11 protein-coding genes are annotated in these 13,809 nt (G+C 42.2%); 8 read left to right on the top strand and 3 right to left on the bottom strand.

Going from position 1 to position 13,809, the window contains the following annotated elements:
* Window positions 1–181: 181 nt before the first annotated feature.
* Window positions 182–2,056 (bottom strand): ABC transporter ATP-binding protein, encoded by a 1,875-nt coding sequence (locus OCV43_RS00510; protein WP_262623137.1) that lies wholly within the window; start codon window positions 2,054–2,056, stop codon window positions 182–184.
* Window positions 2,056–3,807 carry an ABC transporter ATP-binding protein gene (locus tag OCV43_RS00515; RefSeq protein ID WP_117841563.1) on the bottom strand — a complete coding sequence of 584 codons (1,752 nt, stop codon included), beginning with the start codon at window positions 3,805–3,807 and terminating at the stop codon, window positions 2,056–2,058. Before OCV43_RS00515 ends, OCV43_RS00510 begins: the two co-directional genes overlap by 1 nt.
* Before the next feature lie 128 nt (window positions 3,808–3,935).
* Here OCV43_RS00515 and OCV43_RS00520 point away from each other — a divergent pair, with 128 nt between their 5' ends.
* The 5 genes from OCV43_RS00520 (at window position 3,936) to OCV43_RS00540 (ending at window position 8,200) form a co-directional block, all read left to right on the top strand.
* Window positions 3,936–4,376 carry a MarR family winged helix-turn-helix transcriptional regulator gene (locus OCV43_RS00520; protein ID WP_262623138.1) on the top strand — a complete coding sequence of 147 codons (441 nt, stop codon included), beginning with the start codon at window positions 3,936–3,938 and terminating at the stop codon, window positions 4,374–4,376.
* Window positions 4,377–4,475: 99 nt separating this feature from the next.
* On the top strand, window positions 4,476–4,901 hold the full coding sequence (locus tag OCV43_RS00525; RefSeq protein WP_022243497.1) for an NfeD family protein: 426 nt from the start codon (window positions 4,476–4,478) through the stop codon (window positions 4,899–4,901).
* Between the two features lie 30 nt (window positions 4,902–4,931).
* Window positions 4,932–5,783, top strand: coding sequence for a patatin-like phospholipase family protein (locus OCV43_RS00530; protein WP_117947180.1), 852 nt, complete (start codon window positions 4,932–4,934; stop codon window positions 5,781–5,783).
* Window positions 5,784–5,795: 12 nt separating this feature from the next.
* On the top strand, window positions 5,796–7,253 hold the full coding sequence (locus OCV43_RS00535) for an MFS transporter (RefSeq protein WP_262623139.1): 1,458 nt from the start codon (window positions 5,796–5,798) through the stop codon (window positions 7,251–7,253).
* A complete protein-coding gene (locus tag OCV43_RS00540) occupies window positions 7,250–8,200 on the top strand; it encodes a D-2-hydroxyacid dehydrogenase (protein ID WP_262623140.1) in 951 nt (316 codons plus the stop codon). The genes OCV43_RS00535 and OCV43_RS00540 overlap by 4 nt, the downstream gene beginning before the upstream one ends.
* On the opposite strand, the gene OCV43_RS00545 is transcribed toward OCV43_RS00540, so the two are convergent.
* Window positions 8,164–9,129 carry a zinc dependent phospholipase C family protein gene (locus tag OCV43_RS00545; RefSeq protein WP_262623141.1) on the bottom strand — a complete coding sequence of 322 codons (966 nt, stop codon included), beginning with the start codon at window positions 9,127–9,129 and terminating at the stop codon, window positions 8,164–8,166. The two genes, OCV43_RS00540 and OCV43_RS00545, sit on opposite strands and share 37 nt — an antisense overlap.
* A gap of 726 nt (window positions 9,130–9,855) precedes the next feature.
* Here OCV43_RS00545 and OCV43_RS00550 point away from each other — a divergent pair.
* The 3 genes from OCV43_RS00550 (at window position 9,856) to OCV43_RS00560 (ending at window position 13,773) form a co-directional block, all read left to right on the top strand.
* A complete protein-coding gene (locus OCV43_RS00550) occupies window positions 9,856–10,848 on the top strand; it encodes a lysylphosphatidylglycerol synthase transmembrane domain-containing protein (protein WP_227710757.1) in 993 nt (330 codons plus the stop codon).
* A gap of 20 nt (window positions 10,849–10,868) precedes the next feature.
* Window positions 10,869–11,633 carry a TraX family protein gene (locus OCV43_RS00555; protein WP_117841569.1) on the top strand — a complete coding sequence of 255 codons (765 nt, stop codon included), beginning with the start codon at window positions 10,869–10,871 and terminating at the stop codon, window positions 11,631–11,633.
* A gap of 106 nt (window positions 11,634–11,739) precedes the next feature.
* Entirely contained in the window at window positions 11,740–13,773 is a 2,034-nt protein-coding gene (locus tag OCV43_RS00560; RefSeq protein ID WP_262623142.1) for an LTA synthase family protein, read from the top strand.
* The last annotated feature ends 36 nt before the right edge of the window (window positions 13,774–13,809 follow it).

Raw genomic sequence — 13,809 nt, forward strand, 5'->3', positions numbered from 1 at the left:
CCAGATATTGTAAAGGAAAATTTGTGGCAAAACCATTTGCATAGCAGACATTGCATAGAATACGAAAGAAGACACGAGGTATGTTCAGACAAACAACAGTTGGTTAAAACATACTTCGTGTCTTTTACGTTGCTAAGAAGCTATAAAGCACTGTCTATGACAGAACCTGTATGTAGAAAGTTTATCCGTGCAGTCCGGTATACAACTGATAATATTTACCCTTCTGGGCAAGTAGTTCGTCGTGGCTGCCCCGTTCAATAATGCGGCCCTGCTCTAATACCATGATACAGTCACTGTTCTTAACAGTGGAGAGACGGTGGGCAATGACAAAGGTTGTTCTGCCTGCCATCAGTTTATCCATACCATCCTGAACGATACGTTCGGTTCTGGTATCGATGGAGCTGGTTGCTTCGTCAAGAATCAGTACCGGAGGATTGGCAACAGCTGCACGGGCGATGGCAAGTAACTGACGCTGTCCCTGGCTTAAGTTGGCACCATCACCGGTCAGCATGGTATTGTAACCATCCGGAAGATGGCGGATAAAGGAATCAGCATTGGCAAGCTTTGCAGCAGCGATAACTTCATCGTCGGTAGCATCCAGTTTACCGTAGCGGATATTTTCCATTACGCTGGCGGTAAAGAGGTGAGTATCCTGTAATACGATGCCAAGAGAGTGTCTTAAGTCAGCTTTCTTAATCTTGTTGATATTGATACCGTCATAACGGATTTTACCATCCTGGATATCATAGAAACGGTTAATCAGGTTCGTAATGGTGGTCTTACCAGCACCGGTAGAACCGACAAAAGCAATTTTCTGACCGGGAGTAGCAAATAATTTTACATTGTGTAAGACAATCTTATCATCATTATATCCAAAGTCTACATCATCGAAGACCACATCTCCCTTTAACTCTACATAGTCAATGGAGCCGTCTGCCTGATGCTGGTGTTTCCAGGCCCAGCGTCCGCTTCGGGTATTGGAGGTCTCTACAAGCTTTTCTCCGTCTTTTTCTACATTGACAAGAGTAACATAACCTTCATCTGTTTCCGGTGTTTCATCCAAAAGGGTGAAGATTCGCTCGGAACCTGCCATAGCCATAACAATACTGTTTAACTGCTGGCTGACCTGGTTGATTGGCATATTAAAGCTTTTGTTAAAGGTTAAGAAACTTGCCAGTCCGCCCAGTGTAAATCCGCCGATGCCATTTAAGGCGAGGACACCACCAACCATGGCACAGAGTACATAACTGATGTTACCAATCTGGGCATTTGCCGGCATTAAGATATTGGCAAATTTGTTGGCATTGTCAGCACTGTGGAAAAGCTGGTCATTTAATTTGTTAAAAGCTTCGATACTTTCTTCTTCGTGGCAGAAGACTTTAATTACCTTCTGACCATCCATCATTTCTTCGATAAAACCATTGGTTGCACCAAGGTCACGCTGCTGAGCAATAAAGTATTTACCACTTTTCCCGGCAAGATTTTTCGTGACAAGGAGCATGACACCAACCATTACAAGAGTAAGAACAGTCAGTGGGATATTCAGGATAATCATGTAAATCAGTACACTGACAATGGTAATGACACTGTTGATTAACTGCGGAATACTCTGGCTGATCATCTGACGAAGGGTATCAATGTCATTGGTGTATACAGACATGATATCGCCGTGGGCATGCGTGTCAAAGTATTTAATTGGCAGTGTTTCCATATGGGTAAACAAATCGATTCGCAAATCATTTAAAGTACCCTGCGTAACATATATCATAATCTTAGAATAAGCAAAGGTACTTAAAACTCCCACACCGTAAAAGCATGCAACACGAAGGATGGCAGCAGCCAGCGGTGCAAAGTTCTTATCCGGTGAATTCAGAATCGGGATAATATAGCTGTCAATCAGGGTTTTCATAAACATGGTTCCCTGGGTGTTGGCAAGAACACTTAGTACAATAAAGACAAGTACCAGGAAGCAGGCAATTCCGTATTTCCGGAAAATGTAAGCCATCAGACGGCAGAATAATTTGCCCGGATTCTTTACTTTTCTTTTTTCAGCCATTACTGAGCACCTCCATTCTCATCAAAGTCACCACCGCCGCCGGTCTGGGATTCATAGACATCACGGTAGATGGCATTATTTGCTAATAATTCTTCGTGGGTTCCAAAGCCGTTAATCTTACCTTCATCTAAGACAATAATGCGGTCAGCACTCTGGACACTGGAGATTCGCTGGGCAATAATCAGCTTGGTTGTACCCGGAATCTCTTCGGCAAAGGCTTTGCGGATTTTCGCATCGGTTGCGGTATCTACGGCACTGGTGCTGTCATCCAGAATCAGAATTTTCGGTTTCTTTAAGAGGGCACGGGCAATACAAAGACGCTGCTTCTGACCACCGGATACGTTGGTTCCCCCCTGTTCGATGTATGTATTGTATTTATCCGGAAAAGTGTTGATAAAATCATCGGCACATGCTAATTTGCAGGCACGGATACATTCTTCTTCCGTAGCATTTTTATCGCCCCAGCGCAGGTTATCAAGAATTGTACCGGAGAAAAGTACGTTTTTCTGCAGTACAACAGCAACCTGATTACGCAGGGTATCAAGGTCATACTTTCTTACATCAATGCCGCCAACGGAGACAGAGCCTTCATTTACATCATACAGACGGCTGATTAAGTTCACCAGACTGGACTTGGAACTTCCGGTTCCGCCTAAGATACCAATGGTTTCACCGGAATGAATAGACAGATTGATATCGGAAAGAACCGGCTCAGCCGCATCTTCTTTATAGCTGAAGGTAACATGGTCGAAGGTAATACTTCCGTCTTTTACTTCCATAACCGGATGCTTTGGGTTATTTAAGTTACTCTTTTCGTTTAATACTTCAGAAACACGGCGGGCGCTGGCAACACTCATGGTAATCATGACAAATACCATGGAGAGCATCATCAGGCTCATCAGAATATTCATACAGTAGGTTAAGAGACTCATCAGCTCACCGGTAGTGAGGCTGCTGTTTACAATCATCTTTGCACCAAGCCAGCTGATTAAAAGGATACAGGTATATACCGTAAACTGCATGGCAGGAGCGTTGAAAACAACAACATTTTCAGCCTTTACCAGGAGCTTGTAAATATTTCCACTGGCTTTCTTAAAAGTAGAAGCTTCATGGTCTTCACGGACATAAGCTTTTACGACACGGATAGCGGAAACATTTTCCTGGACTCTTGCATTTAAGTCATCATATTTTGGAAAAGCTTCATTAAAATATCTGGTAGCAAACCGGATGATGATAGCAAGCACACCACCTAAGAGGATAACGGCAATCAGATAAACGCTGGCAAGCTTCGGACTGATAAAGAAGGACATTGCCATGGCACAAATCAGACTGGCCGGTGCTCTCGTACACATGCGGAGGATCATCTGGTAAGCATTCTGCAGGTTGGTGACGTCAGTAGTCATACGGGTAACAAGACCTGCAGTGCTGTATTTATCAATGTTAGCAAAGGAAAAGGTCTGAATATTTTCAAACATGGATTTCCTTAAGTTGCGGGCAAATCCGGTGGATGCCCGGGCACCATATTTTCCACCCATAATTCCGGCAAACAGGGAGAAGCATGCAGCAACGACCATCCAGGCACCGACTACGTAGATGTGATGGATGTCACCCTTGTTGACACCATTATCAATGATGGAAGCCATCAGAAAAGGAATTAAAGTTTCCATCAGAACCTCAAGAATCATAAAGATAGGAGTTAAGATGGAATCACGTTTAAATTCTTTAATCTGGGCAGCTAAAGTCTTTAACATAAATTTCACTTCCTTTTTTCTAAATTGTATGCTATAACATAAATGTTAGCATACTAACAGATATTGTTATATAACAATATTTTTTATATGTCAATGAATTTTTCGGGAAAGAAAAGAAGGATTATGAAATGTGCAAAGAGAGAAAACTTGGAAACGATATCCGGGTCATACACAATATGATAGGGATGTACTGCGACCGGTATGGTGCGGATCACCGAGATGGTGTGGCACCGATGCAGGGGCGGACACTGGGCTTTTTATATTGTAATAAAGATAAGGTCATTTGCCAGAAGGACATCGAGCAGGAATTCTTAATTTCCAGGGCAACGGCAAGCAAAATGTTACAGTCCATGGAGAAAAAGGAGCTGATTACCAGAAAAGAACTAAAAGAGGACGCACGATTAAAGCAGATTCTTCTGACGAAAAAAGGGGAACAGCAGCATTTGAAAATGATGAACTTCTTTTCTGGAGTGGAGAAGCTCCTGGTGGATGGAATGACAAAAGAGGAAGCGGATGAGCTATACTCTCTTTTAAAGCGGGTGCGCCATAATCTTGAGAAGAATCTGTAAAGCTTAGGAAAAGACATAAGGAAAAGAGAAGGTTCTACTTCCTATATATATGACTTTTTGCTATAATAGATGCAAACGAAGAAAAGGGAGGAGCAGGAGATGATTATTTTCTGGTTAGCACTTTTTGTAATATTACTGATTATAGAGATTATTACGGTAGGACTGACAACCATCTGGTTTGCAGGAGGAAGCATGGCAGCCCTGATTGTGGCAGCAGTAGGAGGTCCAGTCTGGCTGCAGGTAATTTTATTCCTTGTGGTATCTTTTGTATTGTTATTCTTTACAAGACCATGGGCAGTAAAATATTTAAACCCGCATAAGACCCGGACGAATTACGAGGATGCCATCGGAAAGACCGTACGTGTAACCATGAAGATTGACAATATCGAGGAGACAGGAACAGCTGTATTAAACGGACAGGAATGGACGGCAAGAAGCAATGACGATGCAGTTACCATAGAAGCAGATACTACTGCAGAAGTTGTGGCAATAAGTGGTGTCAAACTGATTGTAAAACCACAGTAGAGTAAGAAAAGATAAGGCAGGCGATTGCATATGAAACTTGGAATGGTATTTGAAGGCGGAGCCAGCAGGACAATTTTTTCCTGTGGAGTGGCAGACGCATTTCTTGAAGAAAATATAATGCCTGATTATTTTATCGGCGTATCGGCAGGAATAGCCTTTGGCTTATCCTATTTGTCAAAGCAGCACGGCAGAAACTTAGAGCTTGCAAGAAAATATATGTCAGATGGCAATTATCAGGGATTTAAGTTCTTATTTGATAAGAACCGCAAGACCTTTTATAATCTGGATTACGTCTTTGATGAAGTGCCAAATAAATTACTGCCCTTTGATTATGATGCATTTGCAGCATTTCCGGGACAGGTGGAAGCAGCAGTGACCAACATTCATTCCGGTAAAGCAGAGTATCTTGAAGTGCCAAGAGACAGCTCCAGCATGTCAGTTATCGAAGCAAGCTGTGCACTTCCGGTATTTTTCAAGCCGGTGCAGGTAGGCAGACGCTATTATCTGGATGGCGGCGTGGCAGATTCCGTTCCATTTGAGAGGGCATTAGAGCAGGGCTGCGATAAAGTAATTGTCGTACTGACAAGAGAGCGTGGCTATGAGAAGCATACGGATGGAGGAACGAAGATTTCTTCTGCATTATATCGGCGTTATCCAAATATCGTAAAGGATTTGAAGGAGCGTCCGGCAAAATATAATGAGTCCATGCAAAAATTATTCCGGTTGGAAAAAGAAGGACGCGTTTTTGTAATTGCACCGGATACGACCCATGGGGTAGGCAGAACCGAAAGTGACCCGAAGCGGTTAGAAGAATTATACGAAGAAGGTTATCTTGAGGGAAAAGAACAGATGGTAGCATTAAAGAATTATTTGAAGAAGTAAGAAGCAGGAATGATGAGTGAACAGATAGAGCAGGAAAAGACAATTCATTATAATGATGCAAAGATCTGGCAGATTGCATTTTTTTCCATGAATAATACAGCAGCAAATCTGTATCTGGCTTTGATGGGCTATATCTCATACTATGCCAATTCCATGGCTGGCTTTTCTGTTGTGTTGATTTCTTCACTGGTAACAGCAATGAATATTTTTGATGGTGTAACTGACCCTGTGGTTGGTTTTCTGTTGGATAAGAGTAAAGGACGGTTTGGAAAATTCCGTCCTTTTATGGTGGCTGGAAATATACTGATGGCAGTCAGTGCTGTTCTCCTGTTTGCGACAACACATCTGATTCCAAAGTGGGTACGGATTCCGTATTTTATTATTATCTATGCAATTTTTATTATCGGATATACCTTTCAGACTGTGGTTGCCAAATCGGGGCAGACGATTATTACCAATAATCCGAAGAAACGCCCGCTGTCCACTTATTTCGATTCCATTTTCATCATGGCGGCATACGGCGGCAGTGCCTTGTTTGTAGCCAATTATCTGGTGCCGAAATACGGTGGATTTACCAACGAAGAGCTGTATGTGGAGTATGTATTCTGGGTTGTGGTATTGTCGGCACTGGCAACACTTTTGGCGGTAATCGGAATCTGGAAGAAAGACCAGCCGGGACGCTATGAACATCAGCAGACACAGAAGATTAAGGTGTGGGATTTTTTCTTGATTTTAAAACAGAACAAGCCAATCCGTATGCTGATTATGGCAGCCTGCACCAACCGGTTTGCGGCAACGGTATACAGCCATACAACAGTAGGCGTTATGCTTTATGGCATCATGATGGAAAATTATGGAATCGCCGGATGGATTGGTGTGGTGGCAGCATTGCCAACGCTTTTGGTAGTGACCGTTGGCATCCGGGCAGCACAACGGATGGGACAGAAGAAGGCACTGGTATTATTTACGGGACTTGGCATTTTCTTCCAGTTACTATTGATTGTGATATTGATGCAGGATAATATCAATACGGTTACTTTTAATCTCAAACATTTTAATGCCATTTCCTTCTGGTTTATGTTATTCTTTGTATTGTTAAATGGCTGTAAGTCCATTACAAATAATATGGTGGTGCCGATGATTGCAGACTGCTCCGATTATGAGCAGTACCGCAGCGGTAAATTTGTACCGGGACTGATGGGAGCACTGTTTTCCTTTGTAGATAAAATCTTTGCAGCACTGGGAACGGCATTTGTAGGACTGGTAATGTTACTGATTGGATATAATAAAACATTTCCGCAGATTGGTGATGCCTTGACACCGGTATTGCGTTATACAACCATATTCCTATTTTGCGGAACACCGATTATCGGCTGGGTAAGTTCTTTGATTGCGTTGAAATTTTACCGGCTGGACAAGAAGAAAATGAATGAAATTGCGGCAGCATTGCAGGAGGAAGAGACAGAATGAAAATCGTTTTTTTAGATGCAAAATCAATTGGAGAGGATATTGATTTATCCGCATATGATGCATTGGGAGAAGTTATAAAATATGATTTCTCGACAGCAGAGGAAGCGGCAGTACGAAGCGTGGATGCAGATGTGCTGGTACTAAATAAAGTAGAAGTTAACGAAAAGACCATTGGAAATGCAAGCCACTTAAAGCTTGTGTGTGTGACGGCAACCGGAACGAATAATCTCGATAAGGCATACCTTGAAAAACGTGGTATTGCATGGCGCAATGTAGCGGGATATTCCACGGAATCGGTGGCACAGCATACCTTTGCCATGCTGTTTTATTTACTGGAAAAACTGCCTTATTATGACCGCTATGTAAAAGATGAAAAATATATCGGAGATAAAATGTTTACCCACTTTGATAAACATTTCGGAGAGCTGGCAAAAATGACCTGGGGCATTATCGGACTTGGAAATATCGGAAGAAGAGTTGCAGATATTGCAAAAGCCTTTGGCTGTCGTGTCATTTACTATTCCACTTCCGGACGAAACAGCCAGCCGGGCTATGAGCGTGTCAGCTTCGAAGAACTGTTAAAGGAATCGGATATTGTATCCGTTCATGCACCGTTGGATGAAAACACGTTGGATATGATGAATAAAGAAGCTTTTCATCAGATGAAGAAAACGGCTATTTTCTTAAACCTTGGAAGAGGACCGATTGTGGTAGAAGAGGATTTGGCAGAAGCCTTGGAACAGGGTGAGGTTGCGGCAGCAGGACTGGATGTCCTCCGGGTAGAACCGATGAGTCCGGAAAATCCGCTGCGCAGAATCAAAGACAGTGAGAAATTACTGATTACGCCGCATATTGCATGGGCGAGTGTGGAAGCCCGCACCCGCCTCATGGAGATTATCTGTGGTCAGATTCAGGAATTTTTCTCTAATGGAAGTCCGGAATCATAAGAGTTGTTTCCTAGCTCTAAGGAAAGTGCATCTAACTGTTCCCGGTAAACCGGCGTTCCGATTGGAAGCGTAAACAGTCTTGCAGTTTTATTTAAGATGGACTGATACCGGGTTCCCGCAGTATCCAAAAGGTCAAAGAAGGACTCATGGGAGACATCTTCTTTGTTCCATGGATTCCGCCAACGGAAATGACGAAGATTCAGCGGGTCTACCGTAAAAGTAAAGTAGTCACTTGGAATCAACGGAGAAATACATGCATAACCTAAAGTCTTTGCCTCGATTTTACGGGCAAGGACTTTTTTCTTGCCCTGCGGGTCACGAATCCATGCGGTATTAAGCTGCACAGCTTTTAAGGCAGCCTGCATGGAGCGGTAAGTAAAGCGGTACTCTTTATATGTGGAGCTGTAAGTCTTTAATAATAAAGAAGCAATGATGTGCCGTTCCTTCCGGCTGATGTGCAGGGTGGCACTCTGGTTGAATTCAGATGGCGCACAGTTCTTATAATAGGTAAGAAGCTCTGCATCAATATCTGTTTCCAGATATACATGATGACCAAAATAACCCTTATCATAAGTGCCATAGTGTGACTTGGCAAAGATATATGGATGACAGGTAGTATCTAAGACATAATGTCCAAGAAAGCCGCAGATATAGGAAATGGCAATCTGCTGCTCCGTCTCTTCCAAGAACATGTCCTTACTTTTTAAAAGCTGGGTAAGAAAAACACCGGTATTTTTGTGATGTGCCAACTGCCCGATATTTCCGGAAGAGCGAAGGTAGGACGGCAGGTAATAAAAGAAAATATCCGGTCCCTGTAAGCCCATACAGAATGCATGCGGAAATTTACGGATGCAGGAAACAAGATTCGGTTCCTCTAATTCACGAAAAGAATTCAGTCCAAATAAATAGTGGGTGGTAAATCCTGGCATAACAACAATCCTTTCAACTAATTATATTTTAAGTGATTGCAGCAAATTTTAAAGGGGTGAGTTTTTTGCTATTTAAAAGTATCTTTTTCGGCTATAAAATACCGCAGTTCTAAAGTGCATGTTTTTCTTCCTGTGATAAAAACCGTCTTTCCAATGTTTGACAAAAGTACTGCACGGTTCGCCGAAATGCGGATGCATGATAAGGGCTGTTAGGGGCACCCGGAATTTCGTCTGGCATCCGGCAACGCTGGCACAGGACGTGCCAGCGAGGCGCATCTGAACATGGATGTGAATTTGCGCCGGTTGCCAGAACGAATGAAATGTAAATCGAAATTCCCAGTGCCCCTTGCAGGCTTTATGTCGCATCCGCATCCGGCGGACAGTGCGGTACTTCCGTCAAAGCAGGCGGAAAGACAGTTTACAATCAAGAAAAACATGCACTAAGAACTGCAGGCATTTCATATCAAAGAAAAAGATATCTTTTGAATATCAAAAACTCACCATTTAGAATTTCTTTCGTTGCAATCGCTTATATATAGATAATTAAAGTATAGCACTTTTTGCCAGGAAATATAATACAGAAGTTTGACAAAAAATGGATATTTGATATAATCCTGTGTGTGACGAATAATCCATGGAGATACGTGGTAAAATAGACAGGCAGCAGAGGAAAAAGAGAACTGGGAGTGAGGTTTTATTAATAAGCGGACAAAGCAAATACTGAAACTGGTTTTTGTAATTGCCATCGTAGCAATTATCATTTATACGTTCCGGGATTCAGCCGGACCAATTTTAAAGGAGCTTTCTACAACTGCACCTTGGGTGGTCATTACCATCTGCGGTGCCGGTGTTATGTATAATGTGGTAGAAGGATGGATTAATTATTCCTTCGCAAAGCAGTATAATCCACAGTTTACATACCGGATGGGTGTAGAGAGCGCCTTTTATTGCTCATTTTACCGTGTGGCAACCTTAGGCAGTGGTGCCGGTGTGGCAGCGGTATATTATTTCAATGAAAAAGGAATTCCGGTTTTTCAGGGAACCGGAATGTATATGGTAGAATATGCGATTCATAAAGTAACGATTGCAATCTTTTCCATTATTTTCTTCCTGTTAAATTTCGGATTTATGAAGGAACATTATTCCGAATATTTTAATCTTCTGATTGCAGGATATGTGTTGACGGCAGTGATAGCAACTGCATTACTTTTATTCTGCTGTTCAAAGAAGTTCCATGGAATTTTACTTTTCCTGGTGGACAAGCTGAACCGCAAAGGAAAATTCGATGCGCAGGCAGCCATGTTACGGGAACAGTGTGGCATCTTAGAGGATGCAGCAGGCATGCTTCTGACCAAGGGAAAACTAATCGCATCCATTGTAGCTAAGAATCTGTTGAAATTTGCATTCTGCTATGGCATACCATTCGTGATTTTATATCGGGAATATGGATTGACACTATTACAGTCCTGGGCAGTTACTTCCCTTGCTTTTATGCTGGCAGCAGTCATTCCGTCTCCGGCAGGAATCGGTTCCTCAGAGTTTGTATTTACCGCATTGTTTACAGTATTGGTAGGAACCGGAGAAGCCGGTTCTGCGGCATTGTTATACCGTTTTGCAACATTCGTACTTCCATTTGTTATCGGTGGTGTGGTGGTATTACTGCATAAGCGTATTGACCGACGGATTGCAAAACGCAAGGCAGATAAGGCACAGCAGTAAGGGAAAGAGAAGGAATTAAGATGAAAGAAAGAAAAGGAATCAGTGGCAGCACACTGAAAATCATTGCGATTATAACGATGTTAATTGACCATATCGGAGCCGGAGTTCTTGGCAGACTGCTGGTAGTCCGTGGTATGAATGAGGCGGCAGATCTGAATGCATGGATTGATGCCAACAGTACCCTGGTAATTACGTATCAGATGATGCGTTTTGTCGGAAGACTGGCATTTCCGATTTTCTGTTTTCTTTTAATCGAAGGCTTTGAACATACCCATGATGTGAAGAAATATGCACTTCGTCTGCTTTCCTTCTGCCTGGTATCTGAAATTCCATTTGACTTATTATTCAATGGAAAAATATTGGAATCCGGTTACCAGAATGTATTTTTTACACTGTTTATCGGACTGATGGTTATGTGGGGATTCCAGGCAGTGGAGAATCAGGAACGGTTTGCGAAGTTTAAGAAAGTTATTTTTGATGCGGGAATTCTTGCAGCAGGAATCCTTGCGGCAGAATTTTTAAATACCGACTATGCCGGAATTGGCGTTGCCTGCATCGTATTACTCTATGTATTCCGTAAGAAAAAATCCTACCAGCTGCTTGCAGGATGTATCGGATTTTCCTGGGAGCTTACTGCGCCGCTGGCATTCATTCCGATTGCATTTTATAATGGAAAACGTGGACTTTCTTTGAAATACTTTTTCTACATTTTCTATCCGGCGCACCTTCTGATTTTGTATATCATCTGCTGGGCAATGGGAATGGGACCGATTGCAGTCGCTTAGATTTCTTTAAGATTTTGTGAAGAGGCTTGCAAACAAAAAAGACCTGCGTTATAGTAGCGGATGGACAGAAGTTCTGTCACAGAAGAAGACGGCAGGATTGTAAGAAATGAATAAGAATAAAGCAGAAAGAAATGAAATAGAACAGAATAAGACCGTACAGGATAAAAAGGAGCAGAATAAAAAACATTCAGTTAGACTTATCGGACTGGATTATAAGAAAACAAATATAAGAGCCGGACTCATTGCTTTTGCAGTGATGTTGGGCTTTTGTCTCTATGGTGGGGTAAATGTGCCAGTGGCAGTTGCCGCAGGGTTGATTTATTTTGGAATCAAAAATCTTAGGATTACATTGCCGGAGAAAGCCAATCCACTCTGGGCTGCTCTTGAAATTTTCCTAAGTGCCATCATGACGGAGCATATGGTGCAGTATCTTTTGCTGGATGCAGAACTGCGGGAGAAAATCAGTGTGAATCACACCAGATGGAATGTGCTCTGCTGCATGGTCTTTTATTTTGCCCTGTTAGTGATTACAGCAAAGCCGAAGATTGCCTGCATGATAGGACATATTTTCCTTTTAAGCCTTGCAGGAATCAATTACTTTGTCTATCAGTTCCGTGGAAATGAATTTTCTTTCGGAGATTTGAAAGCGGCATCCACCGGACTTTCCGTGGCAGCAAATTATAAATTTGTATTGGAAGACCGGGCGGTCTATGTCATACTTTTTAGCATGATATATGTTGCCTTTATAAGAAAGCTGAATTTTGAATTTAAAAAGAAATGGATGCTCCGGATCAGTGCCTTTGCGGCAGCACTGGTGATGGGAATTTATGTGGGAATTGCCGCAGAAGATACGGTAATGGAATCCTGGGAACAGAAAGGAACTTACCGCAACGGCTATATCTTAAATTTTGTACTCAGCATCCGGGATTCCTTTGTGGCGGAGCCGGATGGATACTCAAAAGATGTGGTGGAAGAAATCTCCAAAGAATATCCGGCACTGGAGAATAAAGACTCGGAAGATGACCCGACCATTATTGTTATTATGAATGAGTCCTTTGCGGATTTAAGTGTGATTTCCCATTATGGATTTGAGACAACGGAAGAGGTAACACCATTTTTCGATTCCATGGACACCAATGTCATTAAGGGATATGCACTGTCTTCTGTCTTTGGTGCAAAGACACCGGATTCCGAGTGGGAATTTCTGACGGGAAATTCCATGGCATTCCTGCCAAGCGGCTCCGTGCCTTATCAGCAGTATATGTCAAAGAAACCGTATTCCCTGGTAAGTACCTTAAAGGAGCGGGGATATTCCTGCATTTCCATGCATCCTTACTATGCGTCCGGATGGAGCAGAAGCAAGGTTTATCCGTTGCTGGGCTTCGATGAGAGTCTCTTTATCGATGATTTTGACCAGACCAATATCATGCGGGAATATATTACGGACCAGGAATTATACAATAAAATTATTGACCAGTATGAGGCAAAGACTTCCGATGAAAAATTATTTATCTTAGGTGTTACCATGCAGAATCACGGTGGCTATACCGATTATTATGATAATTTCCAGAACACCATAAATCTTAAGAATCATTATTTCAGTGATGTGAACCAGTATTTAAGCCTGATTCATGAGAGTGACAAGGCACTGGAAAATCTGATTACTTATTTTGAAAATGTGGATGACAAGGTCGAAATCGTATTTTTCGGAGACCATCAGCCGAGCCTGAATAATAATTTCTATCTGTCCATGAATGGCAAGGGATTATCCGGTCTTACCTTGGATGAACTGCAGGAATTATTTACAGTACCATTTTTTGTATGGACGAATTATGACAGTGAAAGTAAAGATGTGGAACTGACCAGCCTGAATTACTTATCTACAATGACACTGCAGCAGGCGGGTATTGAACTGCCGGCATATAACCAGTTCTTAGCAGACTTGCAGGAAGAGATACCGGCAATGAATTCCAGAGCATTTTATTCCAAAAGTCAGGACGAATTTCTGCATTATTCCGAGGCACAGGGAGAAGATGCAGACCTTCTGAATCAGTATAATATCCTGCAATACAACAACATGTTTGAAAAAGAAAAAGACAAGGATAAAAATCTTTTTCCGTATTATGAAACACCGGATTAAAGAGTGAAAAACATAGAGAAAGTGAAGTGTATGGGA

Origin of the sequence: Roseburia amylophila (assembly GCF_025567465.1) — a bacterium.
GTDB classification, from domain to species: Bacteria; Bacillota; Clostridia; order Lachnospirales; family Lachnospiraceae; genus Roseburia_C; species Roseburia_C amylophila.